The organism is Mesorhizobium sp. M6A.T.Cr.TU.017.01.1.1, assembly GCF_004023115.1.
GTDB lineage: Bacteria > Pseudomonadota > Alphaproteobacteria > Rhizobiales > Rhizobiaceae > Mesorhizobium > Mesorhizobium mediterraneum.
Genome location: NZ_RZTA01000066.1, coordinates 1 through 21,059, shown reverse-complemented (window position 1 = coordinate 21,059; position 21,059 = coordinate 1). Strand labels below are relative to the sequence as shown.

Annotated in this window: 22 protein-coding genes and 1 pseudogene; 5 read left to right on the top strand and 18 right to left on the bottom strand. The window is 63.9% G+C overall.

Going from position 1 to position 21,059, the window contains the following annotated elements; genetic code table 11:
• Position 1 precedes the first annotated feature (1 nt).
• The 7 genes from EOB36_RS20625 to EOB36_RS20595 form a co-directional block, all read right to left on the bottom strand.
• Entirely contained in the window at positions 2-889 is an 888-nt protein-coding gene (locus EOB36_RS20625; protein WP_095485545.1) for an ABC transporter permease, read from the bottom strand.
• 11 nt (positions 890-900) lie between these two features.
• Positions 901-1,851 (bottom strand): ABC transporter permease, encoded by a 951-nt coding sequence (locus tag EOB36_RS20620; RefSeq protein ID WP_095485149.1) that lies wholly within the window; start codon positions 1,849-1,851, stop codon positions 901-903.
• Positions 1,852-1,911: 60 nt separating this feature from the next.
• Positions 1,912-3,582: a peptide ABC transporter substrate-binding protein gene (locus EOB36_RS20615; RefSeq protein WP_127204812.1), complete on the bottom strand. Its 1,671-nt coding sequence runs from the start codon at positions 3,580-3,582 to the stop codon at positions 1,912-1,914.
• Positions 3,583-3,657: 75 nt separating this feature from the next.
• Complete coding sequence (locus EOB36_RS20610; protein ID WP_095485151.1) at positions 3,658-4,989, bottom strand: FAD-binding oxidoreductase; 1,332 nt, start codon at positions 4,987-4,989, stop codon at positions 3,658-3,660.
• 1 nt (position 4,990) lies between these two features.
• Complete coding sequence (locus tag EOB36_RS20605; RefSeq protein WP_095485152.1) at positions 4,991-5,689, bottom strand: SDR family NAD(P)-dependent oxidoreductase; 699 nt, start codon at positions 5,687-5,689, stop codon at positions 4,991-4,993.
• A complete protein-coding gene (locus tag EOB36_RS20600) occupies positions 5,686-6,171 on the bottom strand; it encodes a MarR family transcriptional regulator (protein WP_095485153.1) in 486 nt (161 codons plus the stop codon). The genes EOB36_RS20605 and EOB36_RS20600 overlap by 4 nt, the downstream gene beginning before the upstream one ends.
• Positions 6,172-6,366: 195 nt before the next feature.
• Positions 6,367-8,010, bottom strand: coding sequence for an ABC transporter ATP-binding protein (locus EOB36_RS20595; protein ID WP_095485546.1), 1,644 nt, complete (start codon positions 8,008-8,010; stop codon positions 6,367-6,369).
• A 97-nt stretch (positions 8,011-8,107) separates the two neighbouring features.
• On the opposite strand from EOB36_RS20595, the pseudogene EOB36_RS35270 reads away from it, so the two are divergent.
• Both EOB36_RS35270 and EOB36_RS20590 read left to right on the top strand, forming a co-directional pair.
• Positions 8,108-8,311, top strand: a pseudogene (locus tag EOB36_RS35270) (hypothetical protein); the annotation flags it as partial.
• Positions 8,312-8,560: 249 nt separating this feature from the next.
• Positions 8,561-8,842 carry a pyocin activator PrtN family protein gene (locus EOB36_RS20590; RefSeq protein WP_095485154.1) on the top strand — a complete coding sequence of 94 codons (282 nt, stop codon included), beginning with the start codon at positions 8,561-8,563 and terminating at the stop codon, positions 8,840-8,842.
• A gap of 107 nt (positions 8,843-8,949) precedes the next feature.
• Here the strand turns inward: EOB36_RS20590 and EOB36_RS35990 are convergent, their stop codons facing one another.
• The 3 genes from EOB36_RS35990 to EOB36_RS20575 are packed head-to-tail and all read right to left on the bottom strand — an operon-like array spanning position 8,950 to position 10,999.
• Positions 8,950-10,110 carry an FAD-dependent oxidoreductase gene (locus EOB36_RS35990; RefSeq protein WP_095485155.1) on the bottom strand — a complete coding sequence of 387 codons (1,161 nt, stop codon included), beginning with the start codon at positions 10,108-10,110 and terminating at the stop codon, positions 8,950-8,952.
• Positions 10,111-10,123: 13 nt separating this feature from the next.
• Positions 10,124-10,570: a DUF1772 domain-containing protein gene (locus EOB36_RS20580; protein WP_095485156.1), complete on the bottom strand. Its 447-nt coding sequence runs from the start codon at positions 10,568-10,570 to the stop codon at positions 10,124-10,126.
• A gap of 60 nt (positions 10,571-10,630) precedes the next feature.
• On the bottom strand, positions 10,631-10,999 hold the full coding sequence (locus tag EOB36_RS20575; RefSeq protein ID WP_095485157.1) for an antibiotic biosynthesis monooxygenase family protein: 369 nt from the start codon (positions 10,997-10,999) through the stop codon (positions 10,631-10,633).
• A gap of 119 nt (positions 11,000-11,118) precedes the next feature.
• Here EOB36_RS20575 and EOB36_RS20570 point away from each other — a divergent pair, with 119 nt between their 5' ends.
• Positions 11,119-11,589, top strand: coding sequence for a MarR family winged helix-turn-helix transcriptional regulator (locus EOB36_RS20570; RefSeq protein ID WP_128285588.1), 471 nt, complete (start codon positions 11,119-11,121; stop codon positions 11,587-11,589).
• A 738-nt stretch (positions 11,590-12,327) separates the two neighbouring features.
• Here EOB36_RS20570 and soxA read toward each other — a convergent pair.
• Genes soxA through EOB36_RS20530 form a run of 8 tightly spaced genes read right to left on the bottom strand, consistent with a single transcriptional unit; the run spans position 12,328 to position 18,594 of the window.
• A complete protein-coding gene (gene soxA, locus EOB36_RS20565) occupies positions 12,328-13,107 on the bottom strand; it encodes a sulfur oxidation c-type cytochrome SoxA (protein WP_095485159.1) in 780 nt (259 codons plus the stop codon).
• Positions 13,107-13,427: a thiosulfate oxidation carrier complex protein SoxZ gene (gene soxZ, locus EOB36_RS20560; protein WP_095485160.1), complete on the bottom strand. Its 321-nt coding sequence runs from the start codon at positions 13,425-13,427 to the stop codon at positions 13,107-13,109. Before soxZ ends, soxA begins: the two co-directional genes overlap by 1 nt.
• On the bottom strand, positions 13,427-13,909 hold the full coding sequence (locus EOB36_RS20555; protein ID WP_128285587.1) for a SoxY-related AACIE arm protein: 483 nt from the start codon (positions 13,907-13,909) through the stop codon (positions 13,427-13,429). The genes soxZ and EOB36_RS20555 overlap by 1 nt, the downstream gene beginning before the upstream one ends.
• A 2-nt stretch (positions 13,910-13,911) precedes the next feature.
• Positions 13,912-14,364, bottom strand: a complete 453-nt coding sequence (gene soxX / locus EOB36_RS20550) for a sulfur oxidation c-type cytochrome SoxX (protein WP_095485162.1) — start codon at positions 14,362-14,364, stop codon at positions 13,912-13,914.
• Positions 14,361-15,623 carry an NAD(P)/FAD-dependent oxidoreductase gene (locus tag EOB36_RS20545; protein ID WP_206637188.1) on the bottom strand — a complete coding sequence of 421 codons (1,263 nt, stop codon included), beginning with the start codon at positions 15,621-15,623 and terminating at the stop codon, positions 14,361-14,363. Before EOB36_RS20545 ends, soxX begins: the two co-directional genes overlap by 4 nt.
• Complete coding sequence (locus EOB36_RS20540) at positions 15,610-15,951, bottom strand: c-type cytochrome (RefSeq protein WP_245467846.1); 342 nt, start codon at positions 15,949-15,951, stop codon at positions 15,610-15,612. Before EOB36_RS20540 ends, EOB36_RS20545 begins: the two co-directional genes overlap by 14 nt.
• Positions 15,938-18,112 (bottom strand): molybdopterin cofactor-binding domain-containing protein, encoded by a 2,175-nt coding sequence (locus EOB36_RS20535; protein ID WP_128285586.1) that lies wholly within the window; start codon positions 18,110-18,112, stop codon positions 15,938-15,940. The genes EOB36_RS20540 and EOB36_RS20535 overlap by 14 nt, the downstream gene beginning before the upstream one ends.
• A gap of 11 nt (positions 18,113-18,123) precedes the next feature.
• On the bottom strand, positions 18,124-18,594 hold the full coding sequence (locus tag EOB36_RS20530; protein ID WP_095485164.1) for a (2Fe-2S)-binding protein: 471 nt from the start codon (positions 18,592-18,594) through the stop codon (positions 18,124-18,126).
• Between the two features lie 320 nt (positions 18,595-18,914).
• Between EOB36_RS20530 and EOB36_RS20525 the strand changes: the two genes are divergently transcribed.
• Entirely contained in the window at positions 18,915-19,634 is a 720-nt protein-coding gene (locus EOB36_RS20525) for a response regulator (RefSeq protein WP_095485165.1), read from the top strand.
• Positions 19,631-21,059, top strand: a 1,429-nt coding sequence (locus EOB36_RS20520) for an ATP-binding protein (protein ID WP_128285585.1), incomplete at its 3' end; no start/stop codon positions are given. The genes EOB36_RS20525 and EOB36_RS20520, both read left to right, overlap by 4 nt.

The window sequence follows — 21,059 nt, the reverse complement described above, 5'->3', positions numbered from 1 at the left end:
CTCAACTGAGATCGCTGCGGGCATCGAGCGCGTCGCGCAGGCCGTCCCCGATAAAATTGAAGCTGGTGACCGCGAGCGTGATGGCGATGCCGGGAACGATCGCCAGCCACGGCGCACTGCCCAGATATTGCTGGGCGCCATTCAGCATGTTGCCCCAGCTCGGCAGCGGCGGCTGGATGCCGTAGCCAAGGAAGCTGACATAGGCTTCGAGCAGGATTGCCCGGGCCACCGTCAGCGTCGCAGCGACGATGATCGGGCCGATGGCGTTGGGCAATAGTTCGCGGAACATGATCCAGCGGTTGGAGAGGCCGAGCATGTGGGCGGCAAGAATGAAGTCGCGTTCGCGCAACGAGCGCACTTCCGTCGAAACGATCCGCGCCACCTCCATCCAGGTCGTCACCGCGATGATGACGGTGATCATCAGCGGGTCGGGTCGGATGAAGGCCGCGAGTGCCAGCAGCAGGAAGATGCTCGGAAATGAGAGGAAGGCGTCGGTGAAGCGCATCAGCGCGGCGTCGACGCGGCCGCCATAGTAGCCGGACAAGACGCCGATGACCGTGCCGATGACGATGCTGATGAGCATGGCGCAGAACCCGACCAGCAAGGAGATGCGCCCGGCATGGAACAGGCGGGCGGCCACATCGCGGCCAAGCGGGTCAGTCCCGAAAATATGTCCGCCGGTCATTGGCGGCGCGAAGCGGGCGCGCAGGTCGATAAAGAGCTGGTCATAGGGCAGCAGGTAGGGTCCGAGCACGCAGGCGATGGTCAGCACCGCGATCATGACGACGCCGAACATCGCCAGCCGATGGCGGCGGAAGCGGCGCGCGGTGCGGCTGCGCCACCAATTCTCGGGAGGCAGGTCGAGGTTGGCTGGGGTGACGGTGGACATCATCGGTATCCTCACGCCAGCCGGATGCGCGGGTCGACGAAGGCGCTGATTAGATCGGCCAGCAGATTGCCGATCAGCACCAGCACGGCCGAGAACATCAGCAGCCCCATTACGACCGGATAGTCGTTGTAGCCGAGGCTGTCCAGAAACAGCCGGCCCATGCCAGGCCAGGTAAACACGGTCTCGGTGACGAGAGCCCCACCAAGCAGCGCCGGCACCTGCAGCCCCGCTAGCGTGATCATCGGAAGCAGGGCATTGCCTACGACGTGTTTGAACAGCACGCGCCGCGGCGACAGGCCCTTGGCCCGCGCGGTCTTGATGAAATCCTGATTGATCACGTCCAGCGTCGCGGTGCGCATGTAGCGGCTCCAGATCGCGACATCGACCAGCGCGAGCACCGATGCCGGCAACACGAGGTGCCAGAGCACGTCCCCCACGGACCCGCTGCCGATCGTGTACATGTTGCCGGCCGGAAACCAGCCGAGATTGAGCGAGAAGACGTAGATGGCAATGAGGCCGAACCAGAAGGTAGGCACCGACAGCGCAATCATGGCGCCGACAGTCGCGGCGTAGTCGAAGATGGAATAGCGCCGGATCGCGCCCATGATGCCGATCCATACGCCGAGCGTCATGGCGATCGCCGTTGCGCTTCCCATGAGCAGCAGCGTCGCCGGCAGATGATCGAGGATCACCGTCAGGACGGGTCGATTGTCGCGGAAGGATGCGCCCCAGTCACCTTGCAGCAGATGCCACAGCCAATCGGCATATTGCACGATGATTGGACGGTTGAGCCCCATCTGCTCGGCGATGCGGTCGAGATCCTGCTTGCTGATGCCGGGCGTCAGGGCGAATTGCGACATCGGCCCACCCGGGGCAAGCAGCAGCACGAAGTAGCCGATGATCGACACGAGGAACAGCAGCAGCAGGCTTTGCCCGATCCGCCCGACGATATAGCGTAGCATGGTGATCGCCCGATATTGGGGCCAGGTCGGGCGCAGCCGCCCGATCTGGCTTGGTTGGCGTCAGGCTTCCCAGTACCAGGTGCCGATGTTCCAGGTGTCGATGCGGTTGTTGACGTTGGGGGTGAAGCCCGTCAGTCCCTTCTTGCGCCCACGCACCGTGGTGTACTGGAACAGAGGCAGCAGCGGCAGATCATTGCGCACCACTTCCTGCAGCTTCAGGTAGGAGGCCTTGCGCTCGTCGGGCACCAGAGAGTTCCCGCCTTCCTGCAGCAGCTTGTCGACCTCGGGGCTGTGGTATTGCCAGGTGTTCTGCCCGGCGCCGCCCGTCGCCACACTCGACGTCGATGCGAAGTAATCCGAGGTGTCGGGATCGGGGCCGGTCAGGAAGTCGATGCCGACGATGACGCTGTCGAACTGCGACGTCATCCAATAGTCGCCCCACATGACTGCCGGCGGCAGGTTCGAGATGGTCATCTCGACTCCGATGTCCTTGAACGACTGCTGTATGAACTGCTGCGCTTGCTCACGGATGTGGTTGCCCGCCGTGGTCGAGCAGGTGAAGGCGAGCTTGACCCCGTCCTTCGCCCGCACGCCGTCGCCGCCGGCGAGCCAGCCGGCTCCATCCAGCACCGCCTTGGCCTTCTCCAGGCTGAACTCGTGCTTGGGCAGATCCGGATTGTAGTAGAACGACTGCTGCGGCATGTAGGTTTCGGTTGGCGTGGGCAGACCGTAATAGAGCGCGTCGATGATCGCTTGTTTGTCGATCGCGTGGTAGAGCGCCGAGCGCACCGCGGGATCCTTGAATTGCGGCTTGCCCATGTTGAGCGTGAAGCTTTCAACGGTGCTGCCCGCGACGAGTTGGACCTCGCGATCGGCGAGGCCCTTGGCTTCTTCATAGTGGTCCGGCGTGATCCACTGCAGGCCGGTGATGTCGATGTCGCCGGACTTGAACTGCGTGTAGAGCACATTGAGGTCCGGGATGTACTTGATGATGACGCGCTCCAGATAGGGACCCTCACCAAAGTAGTCTGCGTTGGCGAGGAGCTCGATGTGATCGCCCGCTACCCGCTTGCCCCATTTGAACGCGCCGGTACCGATCGGCGCATTGTTGAAGGGCGCGGTGTTCTTGTCAGCCGCCTCGCCAAGCGCATGCTTTGGAACGATGAAGGTCGATGCGAGGATCGAAGGATAGGGCGCGTAGGTCTTTTCCATCCGCCAGGTGATCTCGGTCGGCGAGACGACCTTGATGTCACGCACGAGGTCGTGGCCGGCGCGGCGCCAGCTGCGGAAATCGGGCTCGACCATCAGGTCCAGCGTGAACTTGACGTCCTCGGCGGTGAACGGTTGCCCGTCGTGCCATTTGACGCCGTCGCGTAGCTTGATCTTCCAGTTGAGGCCGTCGGCGGAAATACCGCCATTTTCGACAGTCGGCACCTCGGCCGCCAGGGCAGGCGTGAACTTGCCATCCGGGTCGACGTTGAACAGCGGATCGAAAATGGCGAAATGTACGCCCTCGTCGACTTCGATATGCAGCAGGTGCGGATTGAACACCGTCGGCTCCTGCGAGAACCCGACGATGAGCTGGCCCGTCGGCTTGTCGGGTGCGGCCGCCAGCGCGGAGCCGCGACCGATGAGCGCCGGCACAGCGAGGCTGGCGCCGGTGGCGGCCATCAGGCCGAGTGCTTTGCGCCGGCTAATTTCCGGAAACAATGTGGTCTTGTCGGTGGCCATGTCATTCTCCTCTGTAGTTACGCGGTTGCGTTGCTCATTATCAATCCGCCCTTCTGCCGGAGCGGCCTGGTTCAACTAGAATCCGGTGATCAGCTCGATCTTCGATCCGTCGCTGAAGCGCGAAAAGCGGAAAGCGCCGGGGTCGACGATGGGCGTGCGGTTGGTGACGATGTCGGCCATGAGCCTGCCGGCAGCCGGGCCGATGCCGAAACCGTGACCGGAAAAGCCGGTTGCGATGTGGAAGCCTGGAGTGCTGTCGATGGCCGAGATCACCGGGACGGCGTCCGGGGTGACGTCGATGTAGCCGGCCCAGCGCTGCGCGATCTCAGCCTTTGCGAACGCCGGGAAAGCCTGGGTGAGTTCGACCAGCGCAGCATCGGAAAGTTTCTTGGACGGCTGGGGGTCGAGCACGCGGTTGTATTCGAAGGGGCTTGCCTCATCGAGCGACCAGCGGCTGGGGATCCGCGCTTCATCGAAGAAGCGGCCGCCGAGCCGAAACCGCAGCGAGTGCCATTCGGCGCGCAGGGCGGGTATGAAGTCGGCGGCGAAGCGGAAACTCTTCGGCACGATGTCGACGACGTTCTCGTGCCCGGAAGCGATGGTATAGCCGCCATCCCTGCGCTTGCGAACCGCGAAGCTTTTCGCCCAGATCGCCTGATCCGGCCCGCCTTCGAGAGGCTTGGTGCGGATCACCGAATTCATCACCTTGAGCTGCGGCAGGCGCAGACCGTGATTGCCGGAGAACAGGCTCGACCAGGCCCCGCCGGCCAGCACCACCGCGGCGCAGGCGATCGGCCCGCGTTCCGTGACCACGCCTGAAACCTTGCCGGCACTGGTTTCGATGCCGCGCACCGCGCATTCGGTCAGCACCGTCGCGCCATTGCGCCGTGCCGCCTCGGCTATCGCCGGAGCTGCCTTCTGCGGCTCGGCGCGGCCGTCGACCGGTGTATAGAGCGCGCCTTTGATGTCTAACCGCGAGTCGGGAAACATCGCCTTGAATTCGGCGCCGCTCAGCATGCGCGATTCCAGTTGGTACGGTTCGAGGTTGCGGTTCCAGCGCTCGTGTTCGGCAAAATCGCGATCCGTTTCGCAGGTGAAGATGATGCCGGCGCGCGTGTACCCGGTATGCGCTTCGACGCGCTTGTCGAGGTTGCTCCAAAGACGCAACGCTTCCGCCATCAGCGGCACCTCACGCGGATCGCGCCGCGAAATGCGCACCCATCCCCAATTGCGGCTCGACTGCTCGTGGCCAATGCCACCCTTCTCGCACAGCGCCACGCTCAGGCCACGCTCGGCGAGTTCAAGCGCGGTCGAACTGCCGATGATGCCACCACCGATAACGACAACGTCGACTTTTTCGGGCAATTCGGCATCGCCATGAACGGGAACGACATAGGGACCTGGCATGTCAGTAGAATTCTTCCAGTTGGCAATTCAGGGTGAACTCGGCGACGCTCGCTTCATTGGGCAGATCGACGAGCATGGCGATGATGCGAGCAAGATCGGCCGGGTCGGTCATGTCAGCCGGGGCGCGCGCCTCGAGCGCGCGGGCCATGTCGGTGTCGACCAGGCCAGGACAGACCGCGGTGGCACGGATGCCGACATCGAAGCCGGCGTGGCGAATGCCATGGGCAAGCGCAACAGCCGCGAATTTCGTCATCGAATAGAGGCCGGAGCCCGCGTGCTTGACCCTTTTGCCCGAAAGCGAGCCGAGGATGATCACCCTGCCGCGCCCGCTCGCCGTAAGCGCGTTCCACGCCGCCTTGGCCAGCCGGCGCGGCGCCTTGCAATTGATCTCGAGAAGCCGGTTCAGTTCGTCGTCATCGGCCTCGATGACCGTACTGGTGCTGCAAATGCCCGCACTAGCGACAATGGCGTCGATCCGCCCGAAACGTGCCGTCGCCGCCGTCACCCATCCGGTCTCGAGGTCGGCGCCGGCAGCGTCGTAGGCATGGATGTGGACCGAGGCGGGATCGGCCCATTCGGGCAGCCGGGGGTCGCGCATGCCGAGCGAGAGCCGCCAGCCCTGCCGTGCGAGCTCCCGCGCTGTCGCCGCGCCGATGCCGCGGCTCGCTCCGGAGACCAGCGCGACCCGGTTCCGTGTCACGGCAGGCCCACGATACGCCGATAGGCGCGCTTGAGGATGTCCATCAGCTGCTGCTGTTCCTCGGCGGAGATGAATTTGAAGAAGTCCCTGGACTGTTCCGTCACCAGCGGGCGGATTCGTGCGGCGAGCGCGGCGCCCTTCTCGGTGATGTAGAGTTCCTGCGCGCGGCTGTCGGTCGAGGACTGCCGCCGCGTGATCAGGCCATGATCTTCCATCTGCTCCATCAGCCGGCCGGTGGCGGAGCGATCGCGCAGGATCAGTTGGGCAATGATCGAGGGACGGATGCCGGGATGGCTGTCGACCAGCAGCAATGTGGTGATCTTGCCGGTGCCCTTGGCCACGTCGAGGCCTTCGAGCTTGTCATCGAGGTCGCGCGACACCGCGATGTTCATGGTGCGGATATAAAAGCTCAGCGTGTCCTCGAGCACGTCCAGCGTGACTTCGGTGATCGACGTCGGCGGCGTTTTCGACCGTGCGTTCACGCGTACTTCCGCTCCGCTTCCACGGCTTCGCCGATCGCGGAGCGCAACAGACGCTCCCCAACCCGGCAGGAACCGGTCGTCAGGACATTTCCAAGTTAGAACGTAATCAAATGCCAGATAGTGGACATTTGCAACTATATTTCGCGGCTAAGCGGAAAGATCCTGTAGTCGGCTCCTTTTGCGATGCCGCTGGCCTCAGGCTGCGCTCTCCCAGTCCGCGCCAGGAATGGCCGCCACGAGCCGTTTGGTGTAGTCGTTCTGGGGATCGCGGAATACCTGTACCGGGGTTCCGGACTCGACCACGCGGCCCTTATACATGACCGCGATTTCGTCGCAGATCTGGCTCGCGATGCGCAGATCGTGGGTGATGAACATCATCGCCACATTGGTGTCGCGCTGGATCTCGGTGAGCAGCTGCACGATCTGCGCCTGGATGGAGACGTCGAGCGCCGAGACCGCCTCGTCGGCCACCAGCAGCAACGGGTCGAACATCAGGGCGCGCGCGATGCCGATGCGCTGCCGCTGCCCGCCGGAAAATTCGTGCGGAAAGCGGTCATAGGCGCCGCGGTCGAGCCGCACCGTCCCGAGGAGGCGCAGCGCCTTGCTGCGCGCCTCCGCCGCCGCCATGCCATGCGCGACGGGACCGACAGTCAGGATCCGGCCCACGGTGTGGCGCGGGTTGAGCGAGGCGAACGGATCCTGGAATATCATCTGGATCAACGGACGCATCGGGCGGAACGCGGCGGCCGACATTGCCGCGATGTCACGTCCGTCGAACATAATGCGTCCGCTGTCGGGCTCCGCGAGCTTGAGCAGGACCCTTCCTAGCGACGACTTTCCGGAGCCGGATTCGCCGACGATGCCCAGCGTCTGGCCTTTGCGGATCGAGAAGCTGACATCATTGACCGCATGCACGATGCGCGCCTTGGTGAAGAAACTTCCCTGCCCGCCATAGATTTTGTTGAGCTTGTCTACCTCGATCACCACCGGCTGTGCCGCGTGTTTCTCGCGCTCTAGCGAGCGCACGCGCGGCACGGCCGCAATCAACCGTTGCGTATAGGGATGACTGGGACGGTTGAGCACGTCGGCGGTCAGGCCCTGTTCGACCAGCTTGCCCTTCTCCATGACGACGACGCGGTCGGCGATCTCGGAGACGACGCCGAAATCATGGGTGATGAACATCACGCTCATGCCCTTGCGTCGTTGGATCTTGCGGATCAATTCGAGGATCTGCGCCTGCGTCGTCACATCCAATGCCGTTGTCGGCTCGTCGGCAATCAGCACATCGGGATCGAGCGCCAGCGCCATCGCGATCATCACGCGCTGTCGCTGTCCGCCGGAAAGGCGGAACGGATATTGGTGTTGCATCAGCGGCGGTTCGGGCAGGCCAACCTCTTCCAGCAATTCCAGCACCCGGAGCGCGCGGCTGTCGCGGTCGCCGACATTGTGCGCGCGCATGACCTCGACAATCTGGGCGCCGACCGTCATCAAAGGATTGAGCGCGGAGAGCGGATCCTGGAAGATGATCGATACCGCGCGGCCGCGAAGCCCGCGCAGCGTCGTTTCGTTGGCGCCGGTGATCTCCTGGCCCTTGAACAGGATCTTGCCCGACGTGACGCGGATGGTCGAGGGCAATAGTCCCATCACCGCGTTCGCCGTCACCGACTTGCCGGAACCGGATTCGCCGATAATGCAAAGAATCTCGCCAGCGTGCAGTTTAAACGATACGTCTTCGACCGCGAACGCTCGCTCCATGTTGCTCGGCAGGCTCACCGTCAATCGTTCGACAGCCAGCAGAGGCTCGCCGCCGCGTTGGGCACCCTTCGTGCTGTTCGCCATGTCGGCACTCCCTTCGCACCAGGTCGGCGGCTGCAAGCAAACGACGTCAGCACGAGCGTAGCGGAGATAGTGGATAACGACAACTATCTCGGTTGTGCTCGGACGCAAAGAGGAGTTGGCCGCCTTTCGACGGCTGGATGATCAGGCACGCCGGCTGGAGCGAACCTCGGATAATCCGTCTTTCCATGCATTCGTCGCTAGCGAACGCGCCGCATCGGCCTCGTATGGCCGTCGATCAGTGTTTAGTTGGCAGACGGATTCTACGACAGAGCATCACGCAAACTGCAGCCGTGCGCCTTGAGACTGACGCCAAAGAATTCCAGTTCAAACTTGTTCATCGGAATGCCTCCGGGATTGGTGGAAGGCATTATCCGCCATTGTGCCCCCTTCCCCGTAATGCGCCCGGTTTTCGCCCAAACGCGCCGGACGAGTACAACGACAGTACAACTTAGAGGAACTGGTTCCACTAAGCTGTATACGTTGCTTTTCGCGACGCCGGCCTCTGTGAGATGTGACTCATTTCATTCTAATTTTCAAAGCATAACCATCAATGTCATTCAACACCGCTTTTCTGCTCATGGCCCAATACAATGGTAAGGCCATCATTCCGCTGGATCAGGTCCGGCGCGATTTCTTTTCGCACCTGACGCTCCCGAACTTTCTCCGCAAACTCAGTTCAGGCGACATCGCCTTGCCGCTCATGCGAATAGAAACAAATCAGAAATGTGCCATGGGTATCCATTTGCAGGATTTGGCAGACTACCTTGATAAGCGCAGACCGGTGGCCCAGAGGGAGTTTTCCCAGATGAGCGGTTGGAAAATGCAGATGTAGCGCTGAGGAAGCGTCCGCTTCGCGCCCGATGTCGGCCATTGGGCTAGTGTCTGCCACATCCCGAAAGCGGTCACCGGAGACCGAGCTGTAAGTCTCCTTCCACGCCGTTAGTAGCCGGAGAGCTCCTCGCTGCGTACATCCCCATCGTTGACGCCCAACCCGCTGAGCATCTCGTGCATGGCTCCGACCATCGCCGGCGATCCCGCAAGGTAGTAGATAGGCGCGAGCATGTCGGGCAGATGCCGCCGCATCAACGCGGCATTGATCGCTCCAGTCTGCCCATCCCAGGGTTGAGCCACTTCACTCGCCGCTGTCATCGTGGCGACAACGTTGAAGTTAGGGTTGGTCTTCTGCAGCCATTGCAGTTCCCCGAGAAAGGCTGCGTTCTCCGGCCGGCGGTTCGAATAAAATAGCGTGATGCGGTGGGGCAGCCTTGCCGCGGCGGCATAGCGAGCCATGGCCAGAAACGGCGTGATGCCGATGCCGCCAGCAAGGAACACCGCCGGTCGCATCGGATCGTCGTGCAGGGTCAAGTCGCCATTTGGATCAGTCATGCGCACCCCGCCGCCCATGGGGAGCGACGCCAGGGAACGCTTGAATGCCGTATCGCGGAGGCGCGTTGCGACCATCAACTCCGGCTCCTCTGGCCCGCTGGCCAGCGTGAGGTGGCGGGAGCTACCCTTGCTGTCCGTCTCGGACGGGTTGAGCAGCGTGAGCGATATCGACTGGCCGGCCAGATGACGGAAACCGGCCGGCTTGGCGAAGCGAAACGCCATGGTGCCGTCGGCAACCATGTCGCGACCAACCAATTGCACTTCATGCGTAACGCTCTGGCGATTGAGCCTGCCTGATAGCTTGAGACCGTCGCGCATGTTGAGACTGAGCAGCGCGATGTTCGTCGCCCCCGCGATCATCTCGAGCGTTTGCACAGCGTAGAACATGGTGTCGAATTCTGCCGCGTGCGCCTTGGCCGCGAGGAACAACGCGGAGGGGATAAGCACCAGGATGCCGTTTGCCGCAATCACCGGCATGCGCCTGAGCTTCGCGCCGACAACACCGGCCCGCCGTCCGCCGGAAAGGGCAAGGCCCGAGCCGCCTGCTGCAGCGATGGCAGGGACCAGCAGCAGGAAGCCCCATGGTATGGCCGTCTTGACGGCGATGATGGTGCCGTCGGAGGCGAATAGTTCAGCGAGCACGGTCGAGAACCAGAAGGTCAGGATCGTTAGGAGCGCGATCGTGCCTGCGACGGGATGAATGAGCTTGGTCATGGTTTCTGTGTCTTCACCGGCTGATGGCGAGCACGCCCAGCACCGAGGCGGCGGCGGCAAGCCCGATGCGGACGTAGTGAATCATGATCCAGGTGTTGAGCCGGTCAGGAACCTGGTCGAGGGGCAGGGCTTTGGCCGCGAACTGAGCGTTGGTTGGCACGAACCAGATCATTGTGAGCGCCAGGACGCCCGCGATGCAGGCGGCCGATCCGATCCAGAGCATACGCGGCCCAACGTCGCCCCAGCCGAGCCAGAGGGAGCCGATCAGGCCGACGAGGGTCGGAACGACGACAATAGGAATCGCCCCGGAAATGAACCCGTTGTTCTGGCTGAACCAGTCGAGGAACTCGGCTGCGGGGAGGCTCTTCCAGTAGCCGCCGAGCGTCACACCAATAGTCAGCATGACTCCGGCGAACATGGCCGAACCCGTGACGGCGAGTATGTTGAACAGGAGTCGCATCGGACTCTCTCCTCTTGGCTTGATTTCGATTGTGATGACTTCGGGCTGCAGGCGTCGCGTTTATGCGACGCAGATGCCGGGCACCGCCACCTTCTGGAACAAGTGCGGAGAGGCAACCTCCGACGACGGATAGGCTCCCAGTTTCGCTCTGAATTCGGGATGAGTGAACGCGGCCCGGAAGGCGGCCGTCGATTCCCAGACTGCGTAGTTCAGGTAGGTCGGGTTTTCGCCGATGGCGCGGTGGAGCTGGATGGAAATGAGGCCCGGCTGGGTCTTCATGAAGGACGCATCGTCCTCCCACGCTTGAAGAAACACCGCTTCGTCGGCCGGATCGAGCGTGAACAGATTGATGAGCACGATGGCCTTGGCATCGATTCCGATCTGACGGTCGATGGGAAAGGCAGGATCGAGGGGGCGCATGGTGGGCATGAAGGTCTCCTGAAGGTGAATTGCCACCGAAGCGGCGATTTGACATCATTATGTCGACTGGGTACCATCGACACATAATGAATTGACATCATCATGTCAATAGCATCATATGGTGACAAATGAACAAACCACAGCGCACCTCAGCCGGAGATGCCTTGACCGATCTCATTCTGACGATGTTCCGGGTGAACAACCTGACCCTTGCCTGGGGCGACCGGCTCGTGGCGCCTCTAGGGCTGACGAGTGCCCGTTGGCAGATCCTGGGGGCCGTCGTGGCGGCGGAACGGCCACAGCCGGTCGCCTGGCTTGCGCGCGATCTCGGCGCCAATCGCCAGAACGTTCAGCGCATCGTCAACGATCTGACCAAGGAAGAGTTGGTGGCATTCGAGCCAAACCCGCATCATCGCCGTGCGCAACTCGTGACGCTGACCGACAAGGGACGGCAGACCTATGATGCGGCCATTCGCTTGTACACGCCGCGGGTCGAGGCGCTCGCGGAAGGGCTTGCCGTAAAAGACATCGAAGCGGCCCGCAGCGTGATGACGATGCTGCGGCAGAAACTTGAGGGCGATGAAAATACTCATGTGTAAGCCTCGCCCAGCGAACGGTGGTGTGCGTAGGGCGGGTTGTGATCGCTAACCGACCAGCGTCTGGTCCGCAGGGCCGGCCCGACATTGGCCATTGGCTTGAATGTCCGCTACTCGCCTTCTGGAAGCAAGAAGCAGCCAGTCTGCTGCCGGCCCCTGAGCGGACATCGCACTTTCTTGTCAACCCTATCTTCCCAAACGGACCGCTTGGGGTGTCGGTCATTCTGGTAGGCGGCAGCGAGCGCACGTAGGCAAGGAAGACCCTGTGGGCGTAAGCGGAAACGGGAGATACTTAGGCGCCCCTGCACCAGCATTCCGGCTCGAAAACTCACACCCTGAAGTTCACAAATCCTGCACTAATCACGCAACTCTGAAACGCGACCCATTTTGTGCCCAAGCGCTGCTGACGAGTACGACAGCAGTACAACTTCGAGGAGGTGACGCCCCTTAAGTTGCTGAATAGACGTTGCTTTTCGCGATGTCCGTCCAATCCATCATCGGCGCAATAGCCAGTCTATGTGCTTGATACGTCATCGTTTTTGTTTAACTTTAAATCGTTAGCTTGTGTCAAGTACACACGAGCGTGCGCCACGATACTGCGCTTTTCGCCAAACCTTCGGTGAACTCATCAAGCTCCATATCGATGACATGTGCGAGGTTGGCAAGGCCTGCCAGACCCGCGCGCCGCGTTGCGATCAACTGTCCGTCGGCGACAGGTGAAGAGCGGCCCGCAGGCCGGCATCACGGCCGGACCGCCGGCGTCTCGACCCGCAAGCCACGGGCCCGCTCCATCAGATGGAGCTCAAGGTCAACGAGTTCCGGTGCGCCAAAGGCGAAGGGCTCCGCCCTGACCCCGATCATGCAGTTGCGCAGGCGCCGCTGCAGCGAACCGACCGTCTGCCACTCCAGCCGGTAGAGCGGATAGCCGGTCGGATGCGCCTGCGGCATGACACTGCCGCCGAGCCGTTTGCCCCAATTGTCGTCGTGGCAGGAGGCGCAGGAAAGATCGAGCTGGCCGATACGGCTCTGGAACAGACGCCGACCGTTGTCGCGAAACGGCGCCAGCCGGGCGTCGATCGCCGGTGTGATTGGCATGCCGCGCGACTGATGCGTCACATAGGCCGTCAGGGCGAGCAACGCGTCAGATTCCGGCGTCAGCGGCTCGGCCTGCTGCCGCTCCCCGCGGCAGGAATTGATGCGCCCGGCAAGGTCGATCGGCCGTCCCGTCGCCTCGTCAAAGGCCGGGTAGCGCGTGGCAACGCCGCGCATAGTCTGACTGGCATCGCCATGGCAGCCGGCGCAGGCGACATCCGCCCTACCCTCCGACTGCTGCCAGAGCTGCTCGCCCTGCAGCACCCACAGCATACCGGGGTTGCTCATGTCGTCGGCTTGCAGCGCCTGCGTCTCCGGCGTCATGAAGTCGAAGCCGGAGCGCTTTGCGCTGCCTTCGATGCCGGCAGCGATAGCCATGCTGCAGACGACCGCCGCGATGATCCCCACCAGGCCCCAGAGGGCACGCATCAGCCCACCGTGATTTCGGCCGATGCCGTTTGAGTCTTTCCGGCATCGTCCGTCCAGGTGAAGTCGATCGTGCCGCTCGTCGTGGCGACGAGCGTGAAGGCGATGAACGGATTGGCCGATACCGCTGGAAAGAGATCGGCCGAAAACACCTCCTCGCCGTTGTAGGTACAGGCAAAACGGCGGATGATGTCGCGTGGGATGTTGATGCCGTTTGGGCCGACACGGTAGCCGGTCTCCATCGGATGCGCGATCATCGCTCGGATCTCGACGACCTCGCCCTGCCTGGCCGCTTTCGGCACGTTGACGAGTGCGCGCGCCATTATGAGAGATCCTCGATACAAGCGGCCAGCGTGACGATCGCGCTTGCACGGCTTGACCAGAAGCTGCCGTCGCTCATCTCAGCGACCGCGACCACCACCTGGGAGGTCGCGAGCCGGATCCTCGTCGAGACGGTGGCGCGGCCCGAGCGCGGCCCGAGACGGAAAACCGCGACATTCGCCTCCGGGTTTTTCTCGTTGAAGACCGCGATGCGCCGGACATGATCGTCCGCGGTCATCGGGCTCTCGGCGGCGACCGTGATCCCGACCGCATTGCCGTTTTCGACCAAAGGCGGCAGGTCGAGCCGGACGCGGCCGTCGAGAACGTCGGCTCCCCCGGTGAAGGTACGGATCGCTTCATCGAGGCTCGGACGGGCAACGGCCCAGCGCGGCAGGCTGATCACCAGAAGGCCGGTCATGCCGGCCCGAAGAAACTGCCGCCGTCCGACCAAGCCTCCGTGAACTCGAAGCGGGTCTTCGCGCATAATCACCCCTTCAGCGTCGTGAGATAGGCGACGATATCCTCGATGTCGGCGCCGGTCAGGATCGGCTTGCTGCGCCAGGCGGTGGCGACGCGCCGGCCTTCCTCTTCCGCGATCCGGTAGTAGGAAGGCATGATCGTATTCGGCACGAGCCGTTTCATGTCGACCACGCGCAGCCGGATCTGGCCTTCCAAAAGCCTTGCCCCGACGCCGGTCAGGTCGGGCGCCAGCGTGCCGTGCAGATGCGCATCGGGGAACGGCCCGCTGTGGCAGAGCGTGCAGAGGCTGCGCTGCCGGTCCGAGATCAGCGCGGCGCCGCGCGCCGGATCACCCTTGCCGCCGACCAGAGGCTCCATGATCGCATCGCCGGTCACGACGTAAGATCCCGCCTCCTCGCAGGCACCAGACGAGGCCGCAAGCAGCAATCCCGCAACAGCGAGGCAAGCCGTCCTCATCATCCGAACACCTCGCTGGTGATCGTCCGGAACCAGTCCTCCGCATAGGCCGCTTCCAGTTCGCGGACAGAGGACGGCGCTTCAAGCGGGCTGGTGCCGCCCGCACCCTCCACCTCGGCAAGCAGGCCGTCGCGCGGCTGGTAGACGCCTGCGATCGAAATGCCGTAGCCGGGCGCGATCAGGCTGTAGCAGGTGTTGATGAGCTTCGGCTGCGCCAGCTGCCGCTCCCTGACCAGCGCGGCGACCGCCGCAGCGCAGGCTTTTGCCTGGGCGTTGGCGCTGAAGGCGGATTTCGGCATCGCCCCACCGATCGCCGCGTCGCCGATGACGTGGATCGCTGGCTGCAGGCGGGACTCGAAGGTGACCGGGTCGATCGGGCACCAGCCCGTCTGATCCGCGACACCGGCCGACTGCGCGATCCTGCCCGCACGTTGTGGTGGGATGACGTTGGCGATATCGGCCTTGTGGCTGCCGAACTCGGTCACCAGCGTCCTTGTCACCGGGTCGACTTCCGTCACCCTGCCGCCCGAGGACAGCGGCACCCATTCAATCAGGCCGGGATAGAGCTCTCGCCAGGCGGCTTCGAACAGCCGCTGCTTCGAAAAGGCGTCCTTGGCGTCGAGGATGATCAGCTTCGAGCGTGGCTTGCTGGTCTTGAGGTAATGCGCGATGAGGCTTGCTCGCTCGTAGGGACCGGGCGGGCAGCGGAACGGATTGGCTGGCGCGGAGAGAATGACCACCCCACCGTCCGGCATCGCCGCGAGCTGGTCGCGCAGCAGCAACGTCTGCGGCCCCGCCTTCCAGGCATGCGGCATGATCTCCGCCGCCGCCTCGTCGTAGCCCGGCAGCGCGTCGAAGCGCAGGTCTACGCCGGGCGCCAGCACCAGCCTGACGTAGCCGATGTCAGTTCCGTCATCCAGCCGAACGCGCCGGCGCTCGGCATCGACGGCGACAGCGCGCTTTCGGATGAACCCGATGTCGCCGAACCGGTCATAGCCGAAGGTCTGCGCCTCGATACCGCGCAGCCCTGCAAGCACGGCATTGCTGAACGGGCAGGCCAGATAGGCTGTCTCCGGCTCGATCAGCGTCACGGCAAGGTCGCGATCCAGCTGCTTCAGTGCGCGGGCGCAGCTTGCCCCGGCAAAGCCGCCGCCGACCACGACCACGCTGGGCTGCGCCTGTGCGCGTACCTGCGGCGCAGCAAGGACCGCCGCGGCGACGCTGGCCGCCGCGCCGCCGATCAAGGCTCTACGGCTGGGCATGGCGTGCCGCCTCGGGTTTGGCGAGCCATTCGGCGATGGCGCGCGTCTCTTCCTCGGTATATCCCCTAGCGATGCGGTCCATGACCGTCGCCTTGCGCTCACCGGAACGGAAGGCTTGCATCTGGGCGACGATGTCGTCCGCCGCGTGGCCGTCGAGCGAGGGGATGGCTGAGCCAAGCGCCGCCGGCCCGTGACAGCCGGTGCACGCCGCCGCACCAGGCGCTGCGCCGGCCCATGCCGGCGCGCTGGCCGCGAGCGCCGCAACCAGGACGGGCGCGAACGATCGTCCGCGCCTGTTCTTTGGGCGCATCATGTCATGCGAGGTCATGGTTTTTCAGCGGCAGCGTGCGGATGCGCTTTCCGGTGGCGGCGAAGATGGCATTGAGGACGGCCGGCGCGGCGACCGCGATGGTCGGCTCGCCGACGCCGCCCCAGAAGCCGCCGGACGGCACGATGATCGTCTCCACATCAGGCATTTCGGCCATGCGCATGACCTCGTAGCTGTCGAAGTTCTCCTGCTCCATGCGGCCGCCATTGACGGTGCATTCGCCGTAGATGCAGGCGGAAAGGCCATAGACGAAGGAGCCCTCGACCTGCCGCTCCACTTGTGCGGGATTGACGACATGACCCGGATCGGTGGCCGCCACGATGCGATGGATCCTGAGCTGCCCGTCGGTGACCGAAACCTCCGCTGCCGCCGCGACATAACTACCGAAACCCATGATCTGCGCCAGGCCGCGGTGAACGCCGGCGGCTGGCGGGGTGTCCCAGCCGATCCGCTCGGCAACCGCCTCCAGCACGGCGAGGTGCTTCGGATGCTTGGCCATCAGCTTGCGGCGGAAGGCGAGCGGGTCGACGCCGGCCGCATGGGCGAGTTCGTCCATGAAACACTCGACGTAGAGCGCATTCTGGTTGAGGTTCACGCCACGCCAGAAGCCCGGCGGGATCGGCGGGTTGCGCATGGCATGGTCGATCCGCAGATTGTCCACCGTGTAGCCCAGTGTGCCTTCCGTGCCACTGAGGACGAGGCCCTGGAAGACGACCGGGTCCATGCCGTTCTGCATGCCTTCCGGCCGCACCGCCGCAAGGATCGACTGGCCGGATATACGCATGTGCAGAGCGGTCAGGTTGCCGTCCGCGTCGAGCGCGCCCGTCAGTCGGCACCGCGTCGTCGGATGATAGGCGCCGTGCAGCATGTCCTCTTCACGCGACCAGATGAGCTTTACGGGTGCTCCCGGCACCTGCTTGGCAATGCTGACCGCTTGGCGCACATAGTCCTGGAAGTTGCCGCGCCGGCCGAAGCCGCCGCCGAGATGGATCTTATGCACCTCGCATTGCTGCACCGGCAGGCCGGCGGCCTCGGCCGCTGCGGCAAGGCTCGCCTCGCCATTCTGGGTCGGCACCCAAACCTCGCAGCGCTCCGGCGTGTAGAGCGCCGTCGCGTTCATCGGCTCCATGGTTGCGTGGTTCTGATAGGGATAGGCATAAGTCGCCGTGACCGTTCGGCCGCCAGCGGACAGGGCGGCTCCAGCGTCACCTTGCTCGGCGCCAATGAAGGCGTCATTTGCGCCGAGGCCTTCTTCGAGCATCGCCGCGATCGAGGCGCTGGTGACCTGCCGGTTGGGACCTTCGTCCCAGACGACCGGCAAGGCATCGAGAGCGGTCTTCGCCCGCCACCACGTGTCGGCTACAACAGCAACAGCGGTCTCGTCGACCTGAACGACGGTGCGCACGCCGGGCATTTCAGCCACCGCCGCCGCGTCGAAGCTCTCCACCTTGCCGCCGAAATACGGGCAGGCCCGGATTGCCGCGTTGAGCATGTTCGGCAGCTTGAGGTCAGTGCCGTAGACCTGGCTGCCGTTGAGCTTATCGGCCGTATCAAGCCGCGGCAGCGGCTTGCCGGCTATGGTCCAATCCTTCGGGTCCTTCAGCGTGACATTGGCGGGCGGCGTCATCCGCGCAGCGGCGGCGGCCAACTGTCCATAAAAGGTGGCGCGATCCGATGCCGCATGCGTGACCATGCCCATCCTTGCGGTGCATTCGCTGGCCGGCACGCCCCATTCGGCGGCCGCAGCGGCAATCAGCATCTCGCGCGCGATGGCGCCACCAATGCGCACATATTCGTGCGATTCGCGGATGCCTCGGCTGCCACCGGTCGAGAAATTGCCCCATACGCGGTCGCGCGCGAGATTCTGGGCCGGCGACGGATATTCGGTCGTGACCTTGGACCAGTCGCAATTCAGCTCCTCGGCGACGAGTTGCGCCAGGCCGGTCAGAGTCCCCTGCCCCATCTCGGAGCGGGCGATGCGGATGATCACCGTGTCGTCGGGCCTGATCACCACCCAGGCGTTGATCTCCGGCGCCGTCTCGGCGCCCTCGGCAAGTGCAGGCTTGATGAACGGCACGTTGAACCCGAGGGACAGGCCGCCAGCCGTGGAGGCCACGCCAACGATGAAGCTGCGGCGGGAGATGGAAATTATGGCGTTCATGGATATTCTCCTCAACCGCGTTGCGTGGCTTCACCGCCATTGGCGGCCAGCTTGATCGCGGCGCGCACCCGGTTGTAGGTGCCGCAGCGGCAGATATTGGTGATCTCGGCGTTGATGTCTTCGTCCGTGGGGTTCGGGTTCTGCATGAGCAGACCCGCCACAGCCATGATCATGCCGGCCTGGCAGTAGCCGCATTGCGGCACGTCGAGCGCCAGCCACGCCTGCTGGACCGGATGCGAACTATCCGGCGAAAGCCCCTCGATGGTGGTGATTTGCTGGTCCGGCTCGACCGCGCTCACCGGAAGCACGCACGAGCGCGTGGCGGCGCCGTCTATATGGACGGTGCAGGCGCCGCAAGCGGCAACCCCGCAACCGTACTTCGTTCCGGTAAGCCCGATCTGCTCGCGGATCACCCATAGCAGCGGCGTGTCCGGATCGACCTCGATGTCACGTGGCGTGCCGTTGACGATCAATCTGGCCATTGTGCAATCCTTTCGATCAAAGGCTGGCGAGGACCGCCGTCCGGATGCCGCGCGGCATGGCCTGGCGGCAGAGACCGGAAGTCCCGGCTAGCGACGAGGCCAAATTAGCCAGGACCTGTCGCAGAACCTTGTCCCGATGACCGTCAGTTCATCGCAAGCTGTCGCAGGCGAAGCGTTCTGATACACTTCGTTACACTTCTCACGGTTTGTTGATGCCGCGCGAGATTGCCGCCATGGTGCGGAAGGTGATCATCCGTGTAGACGCAAACTAGATATCGTCGATACTGGCCGACTATTTGGCGGCGGCTTTGGAGCATTGCATGGAAGTGGCGCAGCACATCGCGGTCGTCGACGACCACAGGGACATCCGCGACCTCGTCGGGAAATACCTCACCCAGCAGGGTTACCGCGTCAGCGTCGCCGACAGCACGGCCGCGCTCAAGCGGCTGCTCGACCGCAGCCTGCCCGATCTCATCGTGCTCGACGTCATGATGCCTGGCGAGGACGGCATCGCCGCCTGCCGGCACGTGCGCGGGACGGTCGACGTTCCGATCATCTTCCTCACCGCCATGGCCGAGGAGATCGACCGGATCGTGGGCCTCGAGATCGGGGCCGACGACTACCTGACCAAGCCGTTCAACCCGCGGGAACTGCTGGCGCGGATCAAGGCTGTGCTCAGGCGCGTCCACAGCCTGCCGCCGCAGCGCGGCCGCCTCAAGTCGAACGCGCTTCGGTTCGACCGCTGGACGCTGAATGTCGGCCGCCGCGAGCTGGTCGGTCTCGACGGCGTGGCAGTCGCGCTCAGCACGGCTGAATTCCGCCTTCTCACCGCCTTCATCGAGCATGTCGGAATCGTGCTTAGCCGGGATCAGTTGCTCGACCTCACGGTCGGGCGCACCGCCGACGGGTTTGACAGGGCCGTCGATAACCAGGTGAGCCGGCTGCGCAAGAAGATCGAGGCGGATCCGAAGAGTCCGATGCTGATCAAGACGCACTGGGGCGGCGGCTACTGCTTCACCGCCGAGGTGGCCCAGGCATGATGCTGTTGTGGAGACGCAGCCTGGCGGCCCGCTTCCTCATGCTGGTGCTGCTTGCGCTCGCCCTGTCGCAGGCGATCACGTTCCTGATCTCGTGGGACGAGCGCGGCCAAGCCCTGCACGCGGCGGCCAAGGGCGAGTTCGTCAGCCGCACCTCCTCGCTGGCGCTTCTGCTTGACACCACGCCGCCATCGCTTCGGCCCGACATCCTCAACGTCAGCGGCACGGCCTATACGCGTTTCTGGACCTCGGACGACGGACCGAGCAATCCCCTCGCTTGGCAACAGGAGGCATTTACCCAGCTCGCCAAGCCGCTGCCCGGGATTGCCGGCAAATATGCCGCCTACATGAACGGACAGGCCTCGAACGCAGTCGATGCCGCCGATCGTTCCGTGCCGCCGCGCATGTTGGATTTGTCCGGCAATGGCAGGCCCTTCTCGCGGCCGGCCAAGTTTCTTTATATGGACGCCGCCCCAAACGGCATGGGCCTTTCGGTTCGTCTCGACGACAGCACCTGGCTGAATGCCGCCTACGCCAAGGCAATGCCGAACGCCTTCTGGACGACGCAATCGGCGATATCGCTGGCGCTCACCGCGCTCATCCTGTCCGCCATCGCGATTTTCGGGGCGCAGGCAATCGCGCGTCCGCTGCGACGGCTCGCCAATGCCGCCGAACTGTTCGGTCGTGGCGAGGCCGTGCCGCGGCTGCCAGAATCAGGACCCGACGACATCCGCCAGACCGCCGAGGCGTTCAACCGCATGCAGGAGCGCCTGCAGCGCTTCGTCGAGGACCGCACGCGGATGCTTGCGGCGATCAGCCACGACCTGCGCACGCCGCTGACCTCGCTGCGGCTGCGCGCGGAGTTTGTCCAGGATCACGAACTCCAGGAAAAGATGCTGAAGACCATCGAGGAAATCCAGACGATGACGGAAGCGGCGCTCGCCTTCGCGCGTGAGGACGCCGCGGTAGAGGCGACGCGCACCGTCGACCTTTCAGCACTGGTCGGCAGCCTCTGCGACGATCTCGCGGAGCTGGGCCAAAACGTCACCGTCAATGACGGGCCCAAGGTGCTGTATCGCTGCCGGCCGGACTCCCTGCGCCGGGCGATCCGCAACCTCGTCGAAAATGCCGTCCGCTACGGCGAGCAGGCCAATGTGAGCCTGGTCAGGAGTGACGACAGTCTGGACATCGTCGTCGAGGACGCCGGACCCGGCATTCCGCAAGGCGACATGGAACAGGTGTTCGCCCCCTTCTTCCGCCTGGAGCAGTCGCGCAACCGGGAGACCGGCGGCGTCGGGCTCGGCCTGTCAATCGCCCGCGCCATCGCCCGTCACCATGGCGGCGACATCGTGCTGGAGAACCGGAGCGAGGGCCTTCGCGCGATTATCAGTCTGCCGCTGATCGACATCGCCAAGCAGCTTGCCCCGG